Here is a 22,197-nt window from a genome sequence, read left to right as displayed (position 1 = left end):
CAAGCTTTGCAGCCCGTTTTTCCGGTCCTGGAAGAAACCCTCCGAAGTTCTCCACAGGAAATTTCCCCATGAAAACGCATGACCGCGGGAATTGGTATTTTGCCCTTTTCCGTTCAGCCGTTTCGTGGTAGGTTCCCGCGCATGGATCCCCATATCGCTGCAGATCTCTCGGCGCTCGACACGGCTGCTTTGCACAGCCGTCTTTCCGAGCTCGGGAGCTATCTTTGACCTGGCCGGCATTCAACAACGAGTGGCCGAGTTGGACGAACGCATGAGCGCACCGGATTTCTGGGATGACCAGAATGCCGCCCGGGCGCTGATGGCGGAAGTGAACCCCTTGAAACACAGAATGGAGGCCTTTTCCAGGCTGAAGTCCAGGCTGGAGGATATTGACGCCACCATTGAACTGGCCCAGGAGGCGGACGACGACGACTTGGGCCGCGAGGCCGTGGAGGAGTTTGCCAAATGGCAGAAATCCCTGGCGGATTTTGAGCTGCTGACTTTGCTGAACAGTCCGCAGGACCAAGCCTCCTGTTACGTGACCATCCACGCCGGAGCCGGCGGCACGGAAGCCTGTGACTGGGCGTCCATGCTGCTGCGCATGTATATCCGCTGGTGTGAGCGCCGCGGTTTTTCCGTGACTTATCTGGAAAGTACGGACGGGGATGACGCCGGCATCCGTTCCGTGACCTTGAAGGTGGATGGAGAGTACGCCTATGGTTATTTGAAGAATGAGCGCGGCATTCACCGCCTGGTGCGCATTTCTCCCTTTGATTCCGCAGGGAAGCGGCACACTTCCTTCGCTTCCCTGGATGCCACGCCGGAAGTTTCCGATTCCATCAATATTGAGATTCTGGATAAGGATTTGAAGGTGGACACCTACCGTTCCGGCGGCAAGGGCGGCCAGAATGTGAACAAGGTGGAAACCGCCGTGCGCATCACGCACATTCCCTCCGGAGTGATTGTGGCCTGCCAGAACGAGCGCAGCCAGCTCCGGAACAAGGAGGAGGCCATGAACATGCTGCGCGCCAAGCTGTACCAGATTGAGGAAGACAAAAAGCAGGCTGAAGCCGACCGCCAGTATAGTGAGAAGGGGGACATCGGCTGGGGCAACCAGATTCGTTCCTATGTCTTCCAGCCTTACCAGATGGTCAAAGATTTGCGCACGGGCGTGGAGTCCGGCAATATTCAGGACGTGATGGACGGCAACCTGGACCCCTTTATTGAGGCCATGCTGCGCGGCCACAAGCGCGAACGCTGAAGGTTTCCCTTATGGCCGCTGAACTGATTATTGACGTTCTGTCCCTGTTCCCGGAGATGGTGGAAGCCCCCCTGGGCGGCAGTATCCTGGGGAAGGCCCGTGAAAAGGGGCTGGTGGAGGTGCGCTGCCATAACATCCGTGACTGGACGGTGGACAAACACCGCAAGACGGACGACTACCTTTGCGGAGGCGGGCAGGGCATGCTGCTGAAACCGGAACCCATTTTTGCCGCCGTGGAGGAGCTCCGCAGGCCGGAGACGCGCGTGGTGCTGATGACTCCGCAGGGCCGCACCTTCAATCAGTCCCTGGCCGGGGAGCTGGCCGCATCCGGCGGCCACCTCATCATCCTTTGCGGGCATTATGAGGGGGTGGACCACCGCGTGGTGGAAGAACTGGTGGATGTGGAGCTGTCCATAGGGGATTATATTCTCACGAACGGGGCGATTGCCGCTGTGGTGGTGATTGATGCCGTGGCGCGCCTGATTCCCGGCGTGCTGGGGGATGAACGCTCTTCCGTGGAGGAGTCTTTTTCCAACGGTCTTCTGGAGGCTCCCGCCTATACCAAGCCGAACGTGTTCCGCGGGCTGGCCGTTCCGGACATTCTGCTGGGCGGCAACCACCCCGCCATTGAAAAGTGGAAGCACGGGAAGTCCCTGGAGCGTACGCGGCTGAACCGTCCGGATTTATGGAGGGAGTGGCTGAAGACGCATCCGGAGGATGCCATGGAATGAGATATTTGACCGGCGCGTCAAATTTCTCTTGCCAAGACCGGGGCCTTCCGTTATAAGACCTCGCCTGCCACCGCGAGGGTGGTGTAAAGCACCTTTCTGAACCTTTTACAAAACACAAGATCATGTCCAAGCATTCCAGCCTCAAAGCAACCGGTACCGTAGGCGGCAAGCGTTCCGTCCTGAAGCGTTTTGAACGCGTCAAGCTTCTCAAGGAACGCGGCGAATGGAAGAAGGGCCAAAGCCCCCTCGGCCTGCCGAAGACCAAGCATGAAGCTTAAGCCTGCTTTTACCCCCTCCGGAGAGTTTCCCGGCGGAGTTATGAACGGCAAGTCATTTTCCTAATACAGGAAGCCTCTCGGATGTCTATGAACCGAGAGGCTTTTTTCTTCCGGCAAAGAAGGCCTTCCCTCTTTTTTTGGGGGCGCAAATTGCCGTAATACAAACAATACAAAACCATCCGCTGAGATAGCGGACATTATACCAATATGAGTGAAGAACAACATGGCTCCGAAGAAAACGGAGGTATCCGCATTAATAAATTCCTCGCATCCTGCGGCATTGATTCCCGCCGGGTGGCCGACAGACTGATTGAGGAAGGACGCGTGGAAGTGAACGGGAAGGTTATTGATACGCCCGGAATGAGGGTGACGGAGAAAGATTTCGTGAAAGTGGACGGCCGCCACATGACCCCCATGGAGGAAGTCGTGGTGCTGTTGAACAAGCCCCGCGGGTACGTATGCAGCCGTGAAGCCCAGGGGGCCATAGGCACTGTTTACGACCTGCTGCCGCCGCGCCTGCGCCATTTGAATTACGTGGGACGGCTGGATGCCGATTCCGAAGGCCTCCTGATCATGACGAACAAGGGGGAACTGACCCAGACCCTTTCCCACCCCACCGGCGGGATTGAGAAGGAATACTGGGTGACGGTAGATCAGAATTTTGACAATTCCGTGCTGATGCAGTTCCTGCGCGGAGTCCGCATTCCGGAAGGCAATGCCAAGGCCAAGTACGTCTGCCGCGCTTCCGCGCGCCGTGCCTGCATTGTTCTGGAACAGGGGCTGAAGCGCCAGGTGCGCCAGATGTTCCAGTGCCTGGGCCTCCGAGTCCGCAAGCTGGTGCGCGTGCGCATCGGTTCCCTGTGGGGGGGTGATCTGGAACCCGGAAGCTGGAGATTCCTGGATGATGCGGATGTAGCCCTTCTGCTGAAGAATCCTCCCCGCCAGCGCAAGTACCTGGGCGCTTCCCAGCTTGTCGCCGGGACTTCCGCCAAGGGAGAACAGAGCGGGAAGAACGCTGATTCCGATGAAGGTTATGTATTTAATCCGGAAGATTTTGAAGCCGGGGATTCTTATGAACCTACTCCGGAAATGAAGACCCGCTTTGCGGATACGGAGGACGAGGATGAAATCAAGGAAGGTGAAGACCTTCGGGATGATTCCGGGTTCCGTCCCCGTGAACGCGGATTCGGTGGAAATCGTCGTGAAGGAGGCTTCCAGCGCCGTGAAGGCGGATTCAGAGGAGACCGCCGCGAGGGAGGCTTCAAACGCCGTGAAGGCGGATTCGGAGGAGACCGCCGCGAAGGAGGCTTCCAGCGCCGTGAAGGCGGATTCGGAGGAGACCGCCGCGAAGGAGGCTTTCAGCGCCGTGAAGGCGGATTCGGAGGAGACCGTCGCGAGGGAGGCTTCAAACGCCGTGAAGGCGGATTTGGTGGAGATCGCCGTGAGGGTGGGTTCCAGCGCCGCGAAGGCGGATTCGGTGGTGACCGTCGTGAAGGTGGCTTCCAGCGCCGCGAAGGCGGTTTCGGAGGAGACCGTCGCGAAGGAGGTTTCCAGCGCCGTGAAGGCGGATTCGGTGGTGACCGTCGCGAAGGAGGCTTCCAGCGCCGTGAAGGCGGATTTGGAGGAGACCGCCGCGAGGGAGGCTTCAAACGCCGTGAAGGCGGGTTCGGAGGTGACCGCCGTGAAGGAGGCTTCCAGCGCCGCGAAGGCGGTTTCGGAGGAGACCGTCGCGAAGGAGGCTTCCAGCGCCGTGAAGGCGGTTTCGGAGGAGACCGTCGTGAGGGTGGCTTCCAGCGCCGTGAAGGCGGTTTCGGAGGAGACCGTCGCGAGGGAGGTTTCCAGCGCCGTGAAGGAGGTTTTCGCAAACCGGGCTTTGGCGGCAGGTCCTCCGGCGGTTTCTCCCGCGGAAACAGGGGCCGTTAATGATTGACTTGTTCCGGTATGAAGAAGCATTGCAAATGGTGGCTCCTTGCCGGATTGTGGGGGCTGTGCCTCGTTCAGCCTCCGCTTCATGCATCTCAGGATGCTCCCTCCCCGGCGCCAGCCGGTGAGGGGGATTTTGGGGCTTATCTGTCCGGCCTCCGGGAGAAAGCCCTGAACGGGGATAAGGCTGCCGCGCGGGAGCTGGCGGTGCACTATGATGTGGAGGGAAATGCCCCGGAAACGTCCAAATGGATGTCTGAATACGTTTCCCTGGTAGAGAAGGAGGCCAATGGCGGTGACGTGGATTCCATGCTGGATTTGGGCAAGCTGTTTTATACAGGCAGCCGCCTGTATCCCAAGAATCTGGAAAAGGCCCGGTATTGGTTTGCCCGCGCCGCTGACAGCGGCAATGCCGCGGCACAGTACCAGGTGGCTGTAATGGCCTCCAGGGGAACGGGCGGTCCGAAGGATGAGGAAACGGCAGCCCGCTATTATGAAAAAGCCCTTCAAACGTGGAGGAAAGAGGCGGACGCCGGTGACTCCAAGGCGGCGTTGTGGGCGGCCCTTGTTTATGAACGGAAGCTGGTTCCGGACAGCTCTCCGGAAAAGTCGGTCCCGTACCTTCTCCACGCAGCGGGAAGCGGCAACCTGACGGCGCAGGGGCTTCTGGCGTTCAAGTACCGGGATGGCCTGGGCGTCCCGCAGGACGCGGCCAAGGCCGTGGAATGGTTTGAAAAGGCGGCCAGCCGGAAGGATCTGGGTGCCGTAATGGAACTGGGCATGATGTACCGGGACGGCAGGCATATGCCCCCTGACCGGGAAAAAGCCCTCAACTGGTTTGAAAAAGGCGCGGAATGGAAAGACCCCTACAGCATGGCGGCCCTGGCTGATATGCTGATGGAAGGAACCCCTTCCGCAGAACAGGCGGCGCGTGCGCTGGCCCTGTACCGTGAAGCCGCCGCCATCGGTTACCCCCCTGCTGCCCTGAAGGCTGCGGAATTGCTCCAGAACGGGAAAGGCGGGGAACTGGATGCAGATGAAGCCTACAGGCTGCTGCGGCGCGCGGCAGACGCTACGGGGGACCCCAAGGCCATGTACATGCTGGCCCAGGTGTATTATACACGGGGCGATGACGCGCAGGGGGATTCCCTGATGAAAGCCTCCGCCCAGGCGGCCTATCTGCCGGCCATGAACCGCATGGCGCGGCTCCATCTTCTGCCCGGCAGTTCCCTGTCCTGGAATCCGGTGCTGTCCTATTATTATTGGAACCAGGCTGGAGAACTGGGGGATGAAGGGGCGGCCTCCGCCGCGTTCTGGCTGCTGTGGGGCAGCATGGCTGCGCTTTCCCTGGTAATCTTCCTGGTCGTTTGGCGTTTCCACCGTTTTGCCGTCAGAAGGCTTGCGGAGCAGCAAAAACAGGAACAGGAATCCTCCGATGACGCATGAAGCGTATTATGAGGTATCCGGCATGAAAAAAATCTGTTAAAAAGACCGTAGCACTCCATGATGAACACGTTAGCAATTTTTGGACTGGGAACGCCGGAGATTATCGCCATTCTGGTGATTGTCTTCCTGCTGTTCGGCGCTAAGAAACTCCCGGAATTCGCCCGTGGCCTGGGCAAGAGCCTGGGAGAATTCAAGAAGGCCAAGTCCGAGTTTGAAGAAGAACTGCTGAAGACGGAGAAGGAAACCATGAGCGATGCTCCCGCCTCCAAGCCGGAGTCCCGTCCTTCTCCCGAGCTTTCCCAGCCCATTGACGTGGAAGTGGAGAAGCCCCTGGAAACCAAGCCGGAAGATAAATAACTTCTATCGCGCCGCGGCAATCATAACCTGGCGGGATTTTCCCATCCTTTTTCCGCGGATTTCCTTGAAGCATCCCGCCGGGCTGGCGGATGTGAAGGTGAAATCATATGATCCTGCATTAGCCTCATGGGCGGCTGCGTTGATTTTTTGTGGAACGGGCATGGAAGTCCGCTTTTAAGGCTTTCCGGAATGAATGGATTTGAACAACTTGTCTGAATTGGCCATCATTCTTTTTGGGGTGATGGAAGGCGGTCTATTCCCGGTTCGCCGTGGAGAGTATGAGGAATTGAATTATTGAAAATAGAAAGAAGAGTGGATTTCATTGCAGCTCTTTCTCCGTCTATTTCATGATTTCTTCCATTTCTGGCCATTTTTACGTTTGGCCTTTCTTGAAGGGCAACCAGCTTTTTGCTTTTCCCGGTTCAGGGCCCCCTCCGCGGGGTAAGAATTTTTTAAGGAAAACGTGCAGCGTGGGCATGAAGAATTGTGATGGGAGAAAGTCAATGCAGGGAACTTGAAATTGTGGGCACGGGCATATGAAATTCATCATCCCGGAAGGCACTGATTTCTTGCGTTGACCGGAGGCATGTTGTACACATGTATTAATGAAAATTCATTTTTGCGGCGCGGCAGGTACGACGACGGGGTCCCAGCATTTGCTGGAGGTGAATGGGAGCAGGATTCTTCTGGATTGCGGCATGTATCAGGGGCGGCGTGAGGAGGCCTGGCACATCAACAAGGATTTTCCTTATTTTTCTCCGGCGGAGGTGGATGCGGTTATTCTTTCCCATGCGCACATTGACCATTCCGGCAATCTTCCCAATCTGGTGAAGCAGGGGTTTCAGGGGAATATTTACAGTACGTTTGCTACCCGGGACCTTTGCCAGATCATGCTGGCGGATGCCGCCCGCATCCAGGAGCACGATTGCGCGTTTATCAATAAGATGAATAAGCGCCGGGGCATTCAGCAGCCGGAAGTTTACCCTACTTATTCCGAACAGGACGCGGAACGGTGCATGCGCCAGTTCGTGAATATCGGGTATGAACGTTCCATCCCCGTCGTTCCGGGCGTGACGCTCACGTTTTATGATGCGGGCCATATTCTGGGGGCCGCGCAGGTGTGCCTGGATATTGAGGACCGGGAAGACGGGCGGAAGAAGCGCTTCCTGTTTTCCGGAGACGTGGGGAGAGGGGATAATGAACTCCTGCGTGATCCCGTGCCCGTTCCGGATGTGGACATCCTGCTGATGGAGAGTACTTACGGAGGCCGTTTCCATGAAGCCCCCTCCCGTGATGACGAGGCCTTTTGCAGGGTGATCCGGGAGGCTCTGGACCTGGGCGGCCGCATTTACATTCCCGCCTTTGCGGTGGAGCGCACCCAGCAGCTTCTTTACCTGTTCAACCGGGCATACCATGAAGGCAGGCTTCCCCTCCTGAATGTATATGTGGACAGTCCCATGGCCGTGAGCGCCACGGAGATTTTCCGTATTCACCCGGAGTGCTTCAACAAGGAGGTGTATGATTTCCTGTTCCGGGAAAAGGAGCCGTTCTGCTTTGAACAGTTGCGGCTCATCCGCTCCGTGGGGGAATCCCAGAATCTGAACAAGATGAGTGAGCAGGCCATCATCATTTCCGCTTCCGGCATGTGTGAGGCGGGGCGCATCCTGCACCATCTGGCGAACAACATCGGCAATCCGAAGAATACGGTCCTTTTTGTGGGCTATTGCGCGGAACATACCCTGGGCCGCAAGATCATGGACGGGTGGAAGGAGGTTCCCATTCTGGGCAAGCAGTACACCGTCCGGGCCAGGATACGGGAGATGGATTCCTTCTCCGGCCATGCGGACCATGGAGAGTTGCTGGAATATTTTGACAGGACGGGAGGGCCCAAAAGGAATATCATTCTGGCGCACGGGGAGGAGAAGGCCTCCCGCGCCCTGGCTGAGGCGCTCAGGGAACGGCAGCCCAATCCCGTTTCCATCGCGCAACTGGGAAGCGCCATGGTGCTTTGACGTTCCGGAGCGCCGGAGCCTTCCTGCGGCGGTTTCTTTCAGGGGTCGCCATTTTCATGGCGGAGGCGCCCGGCGTGCTCCAATCAAGTCATGACGGCAGGATGGCTGTGCTGGCCGCTTGACCCGGTGTGTTTGCGGGGCTAGCGTGCAGGTATGTCTTCCTTGTTTATTGAATATCCCAAGTGCACGACTTGCCAGAAAGCCAAAAAATGGCTTGATGAGCAGGGCGTTTCCTATGAGGACCGCCACATTGTGGAGCAGAACCCCACGGCGGAGGAACTCCGGACCTGGATTGAAGAGAGCGGCCTGCCGTCCAAGAAGTTTTTCAATACCAGCGGACTGCTTTACAAGAGCATGAGTTTGAAGGACAAGCTTCCCGGCATGAGCCTGGATGACCAGATAGCGCTGCTGGCTACCAACGGCATGCTGGTCAAACGCCCCATTCTGATCACCAACGGGAGGATTTGCGTCGGTTTCAAGGCTGACGAGTGGAAGGCCGCCCTTCATTCCTGATTCCCGCCATGCCCCTGATTACCCGCACCAAGCAAGGAGCAGCCAATTTCGGCCCCTGGGAGAACATCGTCAGGGTGCTGATCCTGGTATGGTTCATGCTGTACACGCTGAATGCCATTCCGGACGTTCACCCGCTGGTAGGCCGCATTGCGGCCAAGGTGAATTACTGGATCAGCTATTTCTTTGTGTTTGAGTATATCTTGCGGGTGCTGTGCGCCAAGCCGCGGAAGACTTATATTTTCAGCGGCATGGGCATTCTGGATTTTATTGTCTGCGTGCCGTTCCTGGGCATGTTTTTCGGGCTGGACTGGCAGATTCTTTATTCCCTGCGGATTGTCCGCGTGCTGGCCATCTTCAAGCTGGCCCGGTTTAACCAGACCGCGGCCAGCTTTAAAAAGGCCTTTTACCTGATCCGGGATGAGTTCTTCCTGTTCTTCTCCGTGATCCTGTTCATGCTGTACGTTACGTCCCTGGGCATTTACATTGCGGAGCACGACGCCCAGCCGGAGAAGTTCCGCTCCTTTTTTGACGCCCTGTGGTTTGCCGTGGAGACCCTGAGTACGGTGGGCTACGGCGACCTGGTGCCTATTACGCCCATGGGGCGCATTTTTACCGGGGTGATCATGTTCATAGCCGTGTCCATCATTGCCATTTCCACGGGGTTGATCACGTCCGCCTTTTCCCGCGTGTGGCAGCAGGAGAATATTTTTGCGCACCGCCGCAAGCACCCTGCGGACAAGTCTGCGATTGACGCCGGCGGTGAAGAAGAGGAGCCCAAATAGCCCGCGCCTTGCTGAGGGGCGTTCAGCTCCGTTCCCCGGATTTTTGAAACAGGCCTGAACAGGAACGGCCGCCTTTCCACAGGGAAGGGCGGCCGTTGCATGAAAGCGGGAAAAGAGTTTTCCTAGCTGTTGTACATTTCCGTGTAGTACTGGTCCGCCATGCGGTCGGAGTCGAATTCGGGATAGATGTCCGTCATCGCATTGAAGACAATGTCCATCCACTTGTCGTTGTGATCGTAGTAGAGCGGGAGAATCTTGTCGTCCAGGATGTTGTAGAAGTTGTCGCGGTCGGAGCGGTCGCGGGCTTCCGGGGAGAGGTGGGGGGCCGCTTCCGGAATGACGAAGCAGTTTTCCCCGTCCTTGGCGAATTCGCAGATCCAGCCGTCATTGGTGGAGACGGAGATGGAGCCGTTCATGGCGGCGGACATGCCGGAGGTACCGGAGGCTTCGCGCGTGACCACGGGATTGTTCAGCCACACGTCGGACCCGTTCTTCAGGTAGCGGCTCAGGCCCAGTTCATAGCCGGTAAGGACGGCGGAACGGGGATATTTGGCCGTCATGTCATTCAGGCGGTTGAAGATTTCAATGGCGCCGTGGTCCATCGGGTAGGGTTTGCCGGCCCAGATGAATTGCACCGGGTAGTTGGTGCGCTGGAGCATGCGTTCAAACATGGTGGGATTGCCGGTGACCAGGTCCGGACGCTTGTAGGCCGCAAAGCGGCGCGCCCAGACGATGGTGAGGCAATTCGGGTCAAAGACGCGGCCCGTCTGTTCCCCCACCATGCGGAAGAGGGCTTTCTTCAGGGCACGCTTGCGGCGGATGAAGGCTTCCTTGTTGCGGGCCTGGAAGGCTTCCGCCAGTTCCGGGTCCTGCCAGTATTTCTGGTTCTGGGCGTTCGTGATGTGGATGATGGGGCATACGCCTTCATAATCCTTCCACATCTGGCGGGAAACTTCGCCGTGGAGCTTGGAAACGCCGTTGGCGATGTGGGAAAGGCGCAGGGCGGCCAGCGTATAGTTGAACGTGTTGTCCGTCAGGCCTACGGCGGCGCGCACCTGTTCCATGGAGAGCCCGTCGAAGAAGGAGAACGTGTTCATGGTGTTCACGTCCATCTTTTCGTTGCCGGCTTCCTCCGGCGTGTGCGTGGTGAAGACGAAGCGCTTGCGCACTTCCTCCACGCTGCCGGTCTTGGCAAGCACGTGGAAGGCGGCGGCCAGGCCGTGGGCTTCATTCAGGTGGTAGATTTCCGGTTCAATGCCCAGTTCGTCAAAGAGGCGGGCGCCGCCCTTGCCGAGCAGCACATACTGGGCAATGCGGGTGAAGCCGTTGGCGTCATACAGGCGGCGGGAGATGTTGCGGCTTTCCTCGTCGTTTTCCTCCAGGTCCGTGGAAAGGAAGAACATGGGGGCGGTGCCGAAGGTTTCCGGATTCAGGAAATAGGCCTTTACCCAGACGGGCGCGCCGCAGACGTGGATGAGGAATTTGATATTGTGGTCTTCCAGGAACGGGTAGTTCTTGCGCATGTACTGCGTGGCCATGGAGCCGTCTTCCGCCCGGATCTGGTTATAATAGCCGTAGCTCCACAGGATGCCGACGCCTACGAGGTTCTGGCGCAGGTCATGGGCGCTGCGCATGTGGGAGCCGGACAGGTAGCCCAGGCCGCCGGAATAGATTTTGAATGAATTGTCAATGGCGTATTCCATGGAGAAGTACGCTACGCTTTTTCCGTATTTGGGGTCGATTTCATACGGATGTTCGAAAATGGTGGGTAAGAATGATTTCGCCATGATTCTGTAAATGGAGTAAGCGTTCAACGGGTGAACCTGTATGCCTTGGTATCATGGTTCGGCAATATTGGAAAGGGCAAAATGCGTGTGTGTCTGAATTGTTGATTGAACAGGAATGCCTTTCCGGAGAATCCTTTCCGTAGTTTTTCCGTACTGGAGCGGCACGGCCGGGGAAGGGCGTTCCGCCACGTTCCGGCACTTGTTTTCCGGCGCTCCGGAAGTGAATTTTGAGCTTGCCGCCGCAGGGGAAAAAGAGCATGAATGAGGGGCATGAAAGCTCTTGTAAAAACGCAGGCAGGCCCCGGTTTGGAACTGATGGATGTTCCCATCCCGGAAGTCGGCCCGAACGATGTCCTGATTAAAATTCATAAAACAGCCATTTGCGGCACGGACCTTCATATCTGGAACTGGGACAAGTGGGCCCAGCAGACCATTCCCGTGGGAATGCACGTGGGCCATGAGTTCTGCGGCGTGATTGAAGCCGTAGGCTCTTCCGTGACGGAATACAAGCCCGGGGAGATCGTTTCCGGGGAAGGCCACATCGTCTGCGGCCACTGCCGGAGCTGCCGTTCCGGCCAGAAGCACCTGTGCCCGAACACGAAGGGCGTGGGCGTGAACAGGCCCGGCTGCTTTGCGGAGTATCTTTCCATTCCCCAGGACAACGTGGTGCGCATCCACAAGAGCATTCCGATGGAAATCGCCTCCATCTTCGACCCCCTGGGCAACGCCGTCCATACGGCCCTCTCCTGGGACATGGTGGGCGAGGACGTCCTGATTACGGGTGCGGGCGTCATCGGCTGCATGGCCGCCGCCGTCTGCAAGAAGGCCGGCGCCAAAACGGTAGTTATTACGGACATCAATGATTTCCGCCTGAGCCTGGCCAAGACGCTGGGCGCGGACCGCACCGTAAACGTGACCCGTGAAAAACTGGAGGACGTGATGAAGGAGCTGGAAATGACGGAAGGGTTTGACGTGTGCCTGGAAATGAGCGGCGCTCCGTCCTGCCTGAAAGACATTATCGATAGTTCCCGCAACGGGGCCAACATCTCCCTGCTGGGCATCCAGCCGGACGGTTCCAGCATCGAGTGGAACAAGTTTATCTGGAAGGGGCTGAAGATGAAGGGCATTTATGGCCGTGAAATCTTTGAAACCTGGCACAAGATGGATTCCATGATCCGCAGCGGCCTGAACATAGCGCCCATCATCACGCACCGCCTGCCTTACACGGAATTCCGGGAAGGCTTTGAAGCCATGAATTCCGGCAAGTCCGGCAAGGTGGTTCTGGACTGGATTGTCTGATCTGCCCGGCCTTTTTTACCATGTTAACGAAAGCCCCGGTTTTTCCATGTGGAAAGCCGGGGCATTTTTTTGGGTGGCGGAATAGGGCGGAACGTCAGGCCGTTTTTCTGGGCGGGAGCGGCGTATGGGCCTCACGGGCGTGGGCGCGGCGCTCCTCCTTCATGCGGCGCGCGTAGCTGTCATCGTCTTCCTCAAAGGCGTCCGGGTGGGTCAGCTTGAGCCTGCGCACTACCTTGTCATGGTCCTGGGGGGAAACCAGGTCCGTGAACAGGCCGCCATGGAGGTGGTCCGCCTCATGCTGCAGGCAGCGGGCCAGCAGCCCGTTGCATTTGATGGTCACGGTACGCCCGTCCATCAGCGTCAGAACGGCCTTCACGCAGGAACGGCGCATAATGTCCGCGTAAACCTTGGTGATGCTCAGGCAGCCTTCCCGGTACGGCACTTTTTTGCCGAAGGGGTGCAGAACGGGATTGATGAAATTCAGGGGCATGATCTGTTCCAGCGTAGCCGGGCGCCCGTCTACCTCCAGCCAGGTAGTGGTGGTATCCGTGGCGGGGATATTGATGGTAACCATCTGGATGGGCTTTCCCACCTGCGGAGCGGCCAGGCCTATGCCCCCCTGGGCCAGGGTTTCCTGCATGTCGTCCAGAAGAGAAAGAATGTCGCTGCTGATATGGATTACCGGGCTGCATTCCTCCCGCAGAAGAGGATGCCCGTACTGAAGAATGTTAAGAATCACGGCAGGTATGATGGAGTGGGTAATAAGGTGAGACCTCCTCTTTCAGAAGAGCGTTCATGATATTAAAAAAACATTTCCGCGCTTCAAGCCTGCGGAAATGTTTTTTCCGGATGAAGTGAAAAGGCCTTGCACTTTGGGGCCGCTTTCTTACGGTAATTCTGTTGCCCGATGCGGGTGGGGGCAGAATCCCCTCGTCAACGCCACTTTCCTATGAAGCTCAGTCCCCGTTTTTCCCTGTTTTTAAGTTTAACGCTGTCGGGGGGGGCGTGCCTGCTGGCGCTGTCTTCCTGCGGGGATAAGGAGGATAAGCCGGAATACGTTGAAGAAGGCGACTCTGGAAAGCTTTCCCCGGTGGAATCTTATGAAGAGCTCCTTTCCCTGCGCCTGAAGGATGTGGAGCAGATGACGGATCTGGTCGCCTCCATTCAGGACCGCGCCATGGGAGAAGCCGCGATGGAGGAGCTGGGACGCCTGACGGAAAGGCTGAAGCTTTACGACATGAACTGCGGGCGGCTGATGATCCTGAACCCGCGTGTGCATGAAGAGTCCCGGAAGGAGCATCCCGCCTTTCATTCCATTCTTCAGGAGCGTGTGGACCAGGCCCACGAGCGGATGATGGAGGGATTGCTGAAGATTCATCAACTCGGGTATTATGATTCCGGCCTGATCCGGGAGGGGCTGGAAAAGTACGGGCTCAACCTGACGGAGGAACGAATGGCCCAGTATTTGAACGACAGGATTCTGCCGTTCCTGAAAGCTTATCTGGACCAGTATTCCGCCATGGTGGACATGCTGGAAGGGATTGATAATAAAGTGGCGGCGGAAGCCTATGCCGTGTCCGTAGCCCTCCAGGGCCGCATGGTCAAGGAGCAGGTGGGCAATATCAGCCGGCTGGAAAAGGAGTACAGGACATGGATTCCCGGATTTGAACGGTACTACCATAACGGGCTGGAGAAGATGAGGAGGAAGGCGGATGAAGACCGCAAACGGGCGTTCCGGGTCCTGCTGAAGCTGGCGACTGTCAGGATGTACGATTCCCCCGCCATGCAGAAAGCGGTGGTAAGCCTTGAAATGGAACAGCCCAGGCTGATGGATTTTCAGGAATTCTGGGCGGACCCCATCATGACCATGGAGGAATTCTGCCTGTGCCTGGAGAGAGTCCAGTTTCTCCTGGGGGGCATCAAGGACCCCGCGACGGCGGACCAGCGCGCCATGGAGGTGGTGGAAGTGGTGGCCAAACTGAAAAGGCTGCGCTACGTTGTTGATATTTTTCAGAAATCCGGACGGATGAACATGGTGAAAACCAAAGATATGGAGCGGATCAGCCGCCGGGCGGAGGATGCGGAAATGGCTGTTTCCAGCACTATGGCCCATCTCATTGTGGAGACGGACGTGGTGAGCCGTTCTCCGCTTCTTTCCCGCGCCATGGGCTTTTACCGCTACGTGATGTACACGCAGTAAGAGTGGCATGCCGGAGAGAGCCTATTGACATCCACCGGTGGAACAGGAAAATCGGTCCATGACGGATATTGATTTTTCCGGCCGCGTTGTGGTCGTGACGGGCGGCGCTTCCGGCATCGGCCGCGCTATCGCGGAGGCGTATGCCGCGGCAGGCGCACGGCTGGCAGTGCTGGATGTCAGGCATGAGGAAACGGCCGCCCTGCTGGAGGAACTGCCGGGAGAGGGCCATCTCTGCGTGACGGGGGATGCGGGAGCGGAAGAGGACGTGCGTTTTTTCGCGGAAAAGGTATTGGACCACTTCGCTCATGTGGATGTCCTGGTGAACAATGCCTGCATCACGCGCCGCGGCATTCTTTCCGGCTGCTCTTATGAGGACTTTAATGAAGTTCTGCGCGTGGGCGTCTCCGCCCCCTACCTGCTCAGCCTTCTGTTCCGTGATCATTTTTCCCGCGGCGCTTCCATTATCAACATCGCCTCCACCCGCGCCTCCATGTCCCAGAAGGACACGGAAAGCTACAGTGCGGCCAAGGGCGCCCTCGTCTCCCTGACCCACGCCCTCGCGATGAGCCTGGCTCCCTTCGGCGTCCGGGTGAACAGCATCAGCCCAGGCTGGATTGATACGGGGGCATTCGGGCCCCTGTCACGGGAAGACGCGCTCCAGCATCCTGCCGGGCGCGCCGGAACGCCGGAGGATATTGTCCAGGCTGTCTTCTTCCTCTGCCGTTCCGGCTTCGTCAATGCGGAAAACCTGGTCATTGACGGCGGCATGACCCGCATGATGGTGTATCACGGGGATGAGGGCTGGACGTTCCGTCCGGAGCCGCCGGACGGTGTTTCCTCCTGACGGCAGGTAATGGCTGCGGCAGGCATGCCGCCGGCAGGAGGAGGAAACGTTTCATAGGGTACTGCCGCAGATAGCAGTATATTGACTGACAGTCAATGTAAAATAAGAAGAGCCGCTCCCTTCCGGAGCGGCTCCAATATTCCCTTCACGGGAGCAGGATGATAAAAATCAGCGAATGGTGACGCGGGGATCGTTCGCCAGGACCTCGGCCAGTTCATCCCAGCCGTCTTCCGTCTGGAGCTGGAACATCTGAAGGTATACGGACGCCACGCCGGGAGAGTACTTTTCAAACAATTCGTCCACGGCTTTGGAAAGCTTTTCCTTGTCCAGCGTTTCCGGCAGTTCGTTGACAATGCCGTTGCCGTCATGGGGGATGCCCAGCGTGTTCAGGAAGGTAACCAGCATGTCCTGGTGCTTGCGCAGGAGCCAGACCTGGAGCAGGTGGTCGCCTATTTCATTGCTGGGCTTCCATCCCAGCATTTTCTGGATGAAGGAAAACTGTTCCTTCAGGGGCTTGCGCTGGATGAACTCCGGGCGGAGCTTTTTCAGGGCGCCCAGTTCACGTACGGCGGCGCGGTAAATGGCGCGTTCCTGGTTGCGCATCCAGTCCAGAATGTCGCTGATGGTCTGTTCGTCCGCCTGCTGGAAAATGTAATATGCCTTCATGATAAGTAAGGAAAGTAAAGCTCTTTGAGGACATGAACTCCACCATGTTTCCTCCTCCTATGCAAGCTCTTCTACTGTCAACCGCCGCGCTTGTCTCCAATTCCGGATTCAAGGCGCAAAAAAACGGCCTTATTGCAAAAAAGACTTGCTAAAAGGGGGCTGTTATGGTTACTTACCTCCGCGCTTCTCGCGATGCCACTGTAGCTCAGGGGTAGAGCAACGCATTCGTAATGCGTGGGTCGTCGGTTCAATTCCGACCAGTGGCTCCATCTTCAGAGTTGGAACACATCGTGGGGAACTGCCGGATACATGCCTCGTTAGCTCAGTTGGTAGAGCAGCTGACTCTTAATCAGTTTGTCCACGGTTCGAGCCCGTGACGGGGTACCATCCGGTTGTTCCGGCAAGGAACGCCACTGCATTCAAGTGCCTCGTTAGCTCAGTTGGTAGAGCAGCTGACTCTTAATCAGTTTGTCCACGGTTCGAGCCCGTGACGGGGTACCACTTCTTTTTTAAGTCCGGCTTTGCCCTCAGCAAGCCGGACTTTGTTTGAAAAAACGGTTTGTTCCGTCAATTCGGATGTTTGCAGCCGTTTATTCCTGTATCCCCGCGCTGCCGGTTACGGGTTTTCCCCGTACATGGGGAAAGGGTCATTTTCATCCACGCATGACATCTCAAGAAAGTACTGGTTGGAATACGGCTCGTCGAAAATATGGCCATTGTAATAATGGGAAATGGCGAACATGTCGGCCAGGATGTTGCCGTCTTTAATAACTCTGCCGGGCAGCCCCCATTGTTGAGAACCGTCTAACGGCCTGAGATAGCCTTTATACCCCTGGTAAATCATATGGCCGTCATGGCGAATGGTTATTTGATCCGCGTCCCTAATGTCATTTCCCGCCAGGAATTCCTTGATGTTGTCAGAAGAGAAGTTTAAAAAATACGGGTTTTGAGTCACTGCTACATCTCCGGAAAAAACAGTTTCTCCAGACGTTAGTTCAATTTGAATATGGACGCGGTTGTTTTTTGTAAACAGAATAATTGAGATCGGGATTAAAATAATTAATGTAATCAGGAAAAATCTTTTGAACAGGTTTTTTTTCATGGGGTTGGTGATTCTGTTGCCGGGGATTGGCCGGTACCGTCAATATTGTGCCGAGAATACATGATAACAGCTCATTTTCCAGAGTAATAAAACAAGGCCGGTGCCTGAAGCGGCTCCCCGCCGGGATTTTGGGATACCGCCCCTTTTGATTGCGTGGAAGAGTTGGGTGGTGTAGGAATACGGCAGTGAAGGAGCGCAGCGTTCAGGAGTGTTTCATGGCCCGGTGTTTCCTGCCGGAGAAAGGCGGCGGGAGCTGCCCTGAAGTATGGGAGCGGTTGAAAGCGGCGCTCATGGGAAAATTGTTAAAGCGGTGCGCCGGGGATGAATGCCTTCTCCCGGAAGGGTTCGCGTTTTCCCTGCGGGAGGAAGATGATTTCCGCGCTGTCACCCCGTCCGTACTGGGGAGTTTGCTGGAACGCTCCCTGGCGGATGCCCCCCGCTCCGGGACTGTGTATACCCCGGCATTCCTGGTACGCCGGATGGTGCGGGCGGCGGTGTCCCTCTGGCTGGATTCCAGATTGCCGCACTACGGGAGTGGTGAAGAAGCCGCATTGCTGAAAAATATCCGGGTTCTGGATTTGTCCACCGGGGCCGGGGCATTTGCCATGGGAATGCTTCAGGAGCTTGTACGCCGCAGGAAACGCCTGGAGCCGGAATGTCCGGAAGCGGATTTAATCCGCTCCATTCTGGAAGAGAATATTTACGGGGTGGATATTTCTCCGGAGGCTCTGGACGTGGCCCGTTTCCGTTTTCAATGCGCGCTGCTGGCCGCGGGTGGGGAGGGCGTTTTCCGGGACCATCTCCTGTGCGGGGACAGCCTGGATTTGACCGCGGGCGGCGTCTGGCGGCAGGGGCTTGCCGCGGTGATGGAGGGCGGGGGCTTTGACCTTGTCATCGGAAATCCCCCCTTTGTCGGGGAAAAGGGAAACAGGGAGCTGTTTGCCCGGCTGAAATCCTCTCCTCTGGCCTCCTTCTGTTCTTCCCGCATGGATTACTGGTACGTGTTCGCCTGTGTGGGCCTGGATGCCCTGAGGCCGGGGGGAGTAATGCACCTGGTTGTCCCCAACAAGTGGATGGCGAATGCCGGGGCGGCTCCCCTGCGCCGCAAGCTGCTGGCGGATTGCAGTTTGCTGCGCCTGTCGGATTTCGGGGCCTGCCGGGTGTTTGAAAACGCGCGGGTCCATACCATGACCATTCTGGCGGAAAGGAGGGGAGGCGGAGCCGGTCCGCTGGTTCCGGAATACCGGCGCTTTTGCGGTCCCATGGAAGAAGTGGACGCATTTCTGAAACATGAGCCTTACCGTCAGTTTCCTCTGCCGGAAGATGCCGGGACGTGCGTGGAGGAGGGGCTGTCTTTTTGCTCTGCCGCCCAATGGGCCGTTCTGGAAAAGATGGAGGCTGCCGGGAATTTCAGGCTGGATGGCCGTAAGGAAATCACCCAGGGGATTGTACCGAATCCGGACGTTGTTTCCTCCCGTGCGCTGGAGAGCCTGGAGCCGGAAGCGGCGCTCCGCTCCGGAATCCGGAGGGGGGATGGGGTATTTGTGGTTCCGCGGGATTACTTCCATGGGCTGCCGGAACGGGAACGGCGTTTTCTCAAACCCCTGTATGAGCCTGTCTTGGCAGGCAGGTATTCCCTGAAGGAGCCGGAGAAGGTTTTGCTGTACCTGACCCCGGATAATGGCTCGGACCAGGCAGTGACGCTGATTCGCCATCTGGAAAGGTTCCGCCCCCTGATGGAGCGCCGCAGGGAAACGAGGATGGGCCGCATGAAGTATTACCATGTGCACTGGCCCAGAAGGGAGGAGTTCTTTTTATCCGGACCCAAAATTCTCGCCGCCCGCAAATGTGCGCGGCCCACGTTCACCTACACGGAACGGGAAGCGTACGTGATGATGTCCTTTAACGTAATCCGTACGGAGCGCGTGAGCATGAAGTACCTGGCGGCCCTGTTGAATTCCAGGCTGATGCAGTTCTGGTTCCGCCTGCGGGGGAAAATGCAGGGGGATGCGTTCCAGATGGATACGGCGCCTATCCTCCGGGCCCCCGTCCGCGTGCCCCATCCGGACATGCTTGAGGAGGCGGAAAGGCTGTCCGGGGCCCTGCATGCCTCCTACTGTCCGGAGGACGATGAACGAATGAACAGGCTGGTGGAAGATATTTACGGCCTTTCCCCGCAGGAGCGGGAAGTGGTTATTCAGGCGTGTCCTCCGCAGCAGGCCGGGAGGGGAAGCATGCCAGAATGATGAGCAGCAGCCAGTAAGCGGAGGAAAGGATGCCCAGGAACTGCGTCACGGGGCCGCCCTCGTACTGGAAGCGGTCCAGCACAGCCCAGTTAAGCAGGCCGATGATGCCCAGCGCCATGTAGCCGTAACCCCATGCCGTGCTGAATCCCGCGTCCCTGAGCCTTCTGATGGTGACTCCCCAGATGGGCAGGTAGAAGGCCATCATGATGATTTGCACGACGAGGACGAAGGAGGCGATGTGCGGAAAGAGCATGGCCTGCATTTGAGCCTGGTCATGTACTCCTTTCAGCTCCCCCCACGGCAGCGCCGCCGCAAAGAGGACTGCGGCGGCTATGCCGAAAATCAGGGAGAAGAGGTACAGAAAGAGGTAGAAGCCCCAGAATTCGCGCCGCGGGGCCGTTCCGGAGAAGGAGCAGTAATTCCTGGTGAGGCACAGGATAAAGTATTTCCAGAGGGAGGGGCGCGTTTGGGTATTCATGTCTGCCCGTTTTCATAGCACGTCCCGCGGGAAAACTGCAATGGCAAAAGAAACATCCGGGCTTGATTTTCAGGAACGCCCCCTTAAGGTGTCCGTCCTGCAACCTGTTGTTGATGCTGTGATGAAGTCTCTTTTTCTGAGAAACGGCCTGTTTGCCGTCTGCTGGTGCGCCGCTTTTTCCGCAGCGGAGGCCGGCGTGGGAATAACGCAGCCCCAGTCGGTGCCGGGCGCGCCCCTTCCGTCCCTGTGCCGTGTGCTGGACCGCGGCCCCGTTCTGTACCGGAGTGATTCTTCCTGGATTAGAAAAGTGAAGCTGACCTTGATCGGCCAGTACCAGACGGCCGCCGTCAGTTCCAACGGGGCCAACAAGTTCTGCCCCTCCTCCGGCGGCCATAACAGCGAGTGGCGGCGCGCCTACCTGGGCGGGGATGTTGTGATGGGGGACGGCTCCTGGCGCCTGTCCAACCTGACGAACGTGGGGGACTTGGAGGGCCGCCACCGTGAAGTGCGCGGGGAATGGACCGGCAGCCGCACGGAGTGGTCCCTGTATGAACTTTATCTGGAAAAGACCGTGCCCGGCGTCAAGTTCAGGGCCGGGAAGCTGACTCCGCACCTGACGTCCGAATACTGCCTGGCATCCTCCCGGATCAAGACGGTGGAGAGGTCCGCCCTGTGCAATGAATTGATTCCCATCTCCAACTGGGGATTGGAGGCCAATTTCCAGAAGAACGCCAGGAGCCTGTACCATTCCTACGGCATTTATCTGAATGCGAACGGCACGGACCTGAAGGATGAAATACAGTTCCATTCCGCAGACAACGTGTTTGCCCTGAACGCCATGAAATGGAAGGTGGCGTCCCCCGCATGGGACAGCCAGACCCTGGGTTACCAGTACGCGCATAATTTTACGGAATGGCGGGGAAGAAAGATTCCTTCCACTTCCGATTACTGCGGAACGGGAGCCCAGGACGTTATTTCCCTGAGCTGGGATGCCAGCCGGGGGGCTTTTTCCGTGATGGGAAACCTGCTGGCGGGCGTGGGGATTGTGGGCCAGCCGGGCGCCAAGAATGTGTACGGCCTGGTTCTTCAGCCCGTTTACCGGATTTCACCCCATTTGGAAGGCGTATTCCAGTACCAGTGTTCGTTCGGCAACCGTTCCGTGAAACTGAACACCCGGTACGCTCCCAGCGTCACCCATTATCCCGGGTGGGTGGACAGCATGCATTCCTTTTACCTGGGGCTGAACTGCTACCTGTGCCCGGAAGCGGTCAATGCGGTGAAGCTGATGCTGGCGGTGGAGTACGTCACCAGCCGGGTGGATTCCGCAATGGCCAAGGCGTTCAACGGCTGGAGCGTATTCGGCGCCGTCCGTTTCAAGTTCTGATTTTCCGTCCGGCCCTACTGTAATTTTCTCAGTACGGTGGGCTGGTAGGCGGGTAGCGCCGGAATAGGCACATAGCCCGGAGGCAGCTGGTCCCACACGGGATGCATGGGCTGCGCGTCCGCTTCAAAAACGGCTCCGTTGAAGGATTTGATGATGGTGCGGATGGCCCCGGACGGAGCCGGCTGGATCACGAAGGGACGCGGGGCGGACTCCTGAAGGTTCATGTTCAGGTTGACCTCCGCTTCGTTCCAGGCGGGCCAGACGTCGGACGGCGAGGATATTTCACGGATTTCCGTGTTGGTGGCGGAACGGGGTGTGTGGAAGAAGGGGCTGTCCGGGTCGCCGTCGTTCAGCCAGATTTCCTCGTCCGGCGGTTCGGTGGTGATGACCGTTTCCTTCCGGTCGTCCGTGTGGTGGAATTCATAGCCGGACAGGGCGTTGCCGTCCCTTTCCATCCTGTCGTCATTCATGTGGATATCAATGGCGGGGCTGCTTTTGGGAGCCGTGTGCCTTATTTGTGAATGGAACAGGGCTGCCTGCCGTTTGAGGGCTTCCGGAGAGGTGCCGCGCGCGTATTTGGGGAAGAAAACGCTCTTGGTGTCTATTTTGCCGGGACGGACCTTTACCGGCTCGTCCGACAGTTCAAAAATGTACTTTACAGGCAGTTCCGTCGCGGAAGCTCCGCCACAGAACCATCCCAGGGACGCCAGGCCCAGGCACGTCAGGAGATACAGGCGCGGTGCAAATTTCATTAGTGGTTGAACTGGTTTCAGTAAAACAAAAAGAGGGGAAATATTCAATGATAAAAGAGAAAATCCCGTTTCTGCGGCGCATGACGGCGTTTTGCGCGTTTTCGTGTGCCGGAGGCGGTATTTCCGTCATTTCTCT

Annotated in this window: 20 protein-coding genes and 3 tRNA genes; 17 read left to right on the top strand and 6 right to left on the bottom strand. The window is 57.5% G+C overall.

What is annotated here, in order from left to right; translation table 11 throughout:
- Window positions 1–141 precede the first annotated feature (141 nt).
- The 9 genes from prfB (at window position 142) to HHJ06_RS08545 (ending at window position 9,303) form a co-directional block, all read left to right on the top strand.
- Window positions 142–1,261, top strand: a protein-coding gene (gene prfB, locus HHJ06_RS08585; protein WP_343206612.1) for a peptide chain release factor 2 whose coding sequence is annotated in 2 segments (ribosomal slippage) — window positions 142–225 and window positions 227–1,261 — 1,119 coding nt in all. Because the reading frame shifts where the segments join, the coding sequence is not laid out codon by codon here.
- 11 nt (window positions 1,262–1,272) lie between these two features.
- Complete coding sequence (gene trmD / locus HHJ06_RS08580) at window positions 1,273–1,992, top strand: tRNA (guanosine(37)-N1)-methyltransferase TrmD (protein WP_215428930.1); 720 nt, start codon at window positions 1,273–1,275, stop codon at window positions 1,990–1,992.
- Window positions 1,993–2,114: 122 nt separating this feature from the next.
- On the top strand, window positions 2,115–2,270 hold the full coding sequence (locus tag HHJ06_RS08575) for a small basic protein (protein ID WP_012419301.1): 156 nt from the start codon (window positions 2,115–2,117) through the stop codon (window positions 2,268–2,270).
- Window positions 2,271–2,477: 207 nt separating this feature from the next.
- Entirely contained in the window at window positions 2,478–4,193 is a 1,716-nt protein-coding gene (locus HHJ06_RS08570; protein WP_215428929.1) for a pseudouridine synthase, read from the top strand.
- Between the two features lie 18 nt (window positions 4,194–4,211).
- Complete coding sequence (locus HHJ06_RS08565) at window positions 4,212–5,639, top strand: tetratricopeptide repeat protein (protein ID WP_215428928.1); 1,428 nt, start codon at window positions 4,212–4,214, stop codon at window positions 5,637–5,639.
- 57 nt (window positions 5,640–5,696) lie between these two features.
- The gene (tatA, locus tag HHJ06_RS11875) at window positions 5,697–5,996 is read left to right on the top strand and encodes a Sec-independent protein translocase subunit TatA/TatB (protein ID WP_215428927.1); all 300 of its coding nucleotides are present in this window, start codon (window positions 5,697–5,699) and stop codon (window positions 5,994–5,996) included.
- A 605-nt stretch (window positions 5,997–6,601) separates the two neighbouring features.
- Window positions 6,602–8,008: an MBL fold metallo-hydrolase RNA specificity domain-containing protein gene (locus tag HHJ06_RS08555; protein WP_215428926.1), complete on the top strand. Its 1,407-nt coding sequence runs from the start codon at window positions 6,602–6,604 to the stop codon at window positions 8,006–8,008.
- Between the two features lie 153 nt (window positions 8,009–8,161).
- Complete coding sequence (locus HHJ06_RS08550) at window positions 8,162–8,521, top strand: arsenate reductase family protein (RefSeq protein ID WP_215428925.1); 360 nt, start codon at window positions 8,162–8,164, stop codon at window positions 8,519–8,521.
- Between the two features lie 8 nt (window positions 8,522–8,529).
- The gene (locus HHJ06_RS08545) at window positions 8,530–9,303 is read left to right on the top strand and encodes an ion transporter (RefSeq protein WP_215428924.1); all 774 of its coding nucleotides are present in this window, start codon (window positions 8,530–8,532) and stop codon (window positions 9,301–9,303) included.
- A 122-nt stretch (window positions 9,304–9,425) separates the two neighbouring features.
- Here HHJ06_RS08545 and glgP read toward each other — a convergent pair whose 3' ends face one another.
- Complete coding sequence (glgP, locus tag HHJ06_RS08540) at window positions 9,426–11,090, bottom strand: alpha-glucan family phosphorylase (protein ID WP_022396089.1); 1,665 nt, start codon at window positions 11,088–11,090, stop codon at window positions 9,426–9,428.
- Between the two features lie 261 nt (window positions 11,091–11,351).
- Between glgP and tdh the strand changes: the two genes are divergently transcribed.
- Window positions 11,352–12,389 (top strand): L-threonine 3-dehydrogenase, encoded by a 1,038-nt coding sequence (gene tdh, locus HHJ06_RS08535; RefSeq protein WP_215428923.1) that lies wholly within the window; start codon window positions 11,352–11,354, stop codon window positions 12,387–12,389.
- 94 nt (window positions 12,390–12,483) lie between these two features.
- Here the strand turns inward: tdh and def are convergent, their stop codons facing one another.
- Window positions 12,484–13,128 carry a peptide deformylase gene (gene def / locus HHJ06_RS08530; protein ID WP_215428922.1) on the bottom strand — a complete coding sequence of 215 codons (645 nt, stop codon included), beginning with the start codon at window positions 13,126–13,128 and terminating at the stop codon, window positions 12,484–12,486.
- Window positions 13,129–13,338: 210 nt separating this feature from the next.
- Here def and HHJ06_RS08525 point away from each other — a divergent pair, with 210 nt between their 5' ends.
- Entirely contained in the window at window positions 13,339–14,589 is a 1,251-nt protein-coding gene (locus HHJ06_RS08525) for a hypothetical protein (protein WP_215428921.1), read from the top strand.
- Between the two features lie 58 nt (window positions 14,590–14,647).
- The gene (locus HHJ06_RS08520; RefSeq protein WP_215428920.1) at window positions 14,648–15,433 is read left to right on the top strand and encodes an SDR family oxidoreductase; all 786 of its coding nucleotides are present in this window, start codon (window positions 14,648–14,650) and stop codon (window positions 15,431–15,433) included.
- Window positions 15,434–15,601: 168 nt separating this feature from the next.
- Here the strand turns inward: HHJ06_RS08520 and HHJ06_RS08515 are convergent, their stop codons facing one another.
- Window positions 15,602–16,099, bottom strand: a complete 498-nt coding sequence (locus HHJ06_RS08515) for a hypothetical protein (RefSeq protein WP_215428919.1) — start codon at window positions 16,097–16,099, stop codon at window positions 15,602–15,604.
- Window positions 16,100–16,293: 194 nt separating this feature from the next.
- Here HHJ06_RS08515 and HHJ06_RS08510 point away from each other — a divergent pair.
- From HHJ06_RS08510 to HHJ06_RS08500, 3 genes are all read left to right on the top strand, one after another.
- Window positions 16,294–16,368, top strand: a tRNA-Thr gene (locus HHJ06_RS08510).
- Between the two features lie 42 nt (window positions 16,369–16,410).
- Window positions 16,411–16,486, top strand: a tRNA-Lys gene (locus tag HHJ06_RS08505).
- 38 nt (window positions 16,487–16,524) lie between these two features.
- Window positions 16,525–16,600: transfer RNA gene (locus tag HHJ06_RS08500), tRNA-Lys, on the top strand.
- Window positions 16,601–16,715: 115 nt separating this feature from the next.
- On the opposite strand, the gene HHJ06_RS08495 is transcribed toward HHJ06_RS08500, so the two are convergent.
- Complete coding sequence (locus HHJ06_RS08495) at window positions 16,716–17,201, bottom strand: hypothetical protein (protein ID WP_215428918.1); 486 nt, start codon at window positions 17,199–17,201, stop codon at window positions 16,716–16,718.
- A gap of 290 nt (window positions 17,202–17,491) precedes the next feature.
- Here HHJ06_RS08495 and HHJ06_RS08490 point away from each other — a divergent pair, with 290 nt between their 5' ends.
- A complete protein-coding gene (locus HHJ06_RS08490; RefSeq protein ID WP_215428917.1) occupies window positions 17,492–19,447 on the top strand; it encodes an Eco57I restriction-modification methylase domain-containing protein in 1,956 nt (651 codons plus the stop codon).
- Here the strand turns inward: HHJ06_RS08490 and HHJ06_RS08485 are convergent.
- The gene (locus HHJ06_RS08485; protein ID WP_215428916.1) at window positions 19,395–19,925 is read right to left on the bottom strand and encodes a DUF805 domain-containing protein; all 531 of its coding nucleotides are present in this window, start codon (window positions 19,923–19,925) and stop codon (window positions 19,395–19,397) included. The two genes, HHJ06_RS08490 and HHJ06_RS08485, sit on opposite strands and share 53 nt — an antisense overlap.
- Window positions 19,926–20,046: 121 nt before the next feature.
- Between HHJ06_RS08485 and HHJ06_RS08480 the strand changes: the two genes are divergently transcribed.
- The gene (locus HHJ06_RS08480; protein WP_215428915.1) at window positions 20,047–21,309 is read left to right on the top strand and encodes a hypothetical protein; all 1,263 of its coding nucleotides are present in this window, start codon (window positions 20,047–20,049) and stop codon (window positions 21,307–21,309) included.
- A gap of 14 nt (window positions 21,310–21,323) precedes the next feature.
- Here HHJ06_RS08480 and HHJ06_RS08475 read toward each other — a convergent pair whose 3' ends face one another.
- Window positions 21,324–22,061 (bottom strand): hypothetical protein, encoded by a 738-nt coding sequence (locus HHJ06_RS08475; protein WP_215428914.1) that lies wholly within the window; start codon window positions 22,059–22,061, stop codon window positions 21,324–21,326.
- Window positions 22,062–22,197: the final 136 nt, after the last annotated feature.

The organism is Akkermansia muciniphila (genome assembly GCF_018709685.1).
GTDB classification, from domain to species: Bacteria; Verrucomicrobiota; Verrucomicrobiia; order Verrucomicrobiales; family Akkermansiaceae; genus Akkermansia; species Akkermansia muciniphila_E.
Note: the sequence above shows the minus strand (reverse complement) of the source record. Positions and strands in the feature narration are given on the sequence as shown.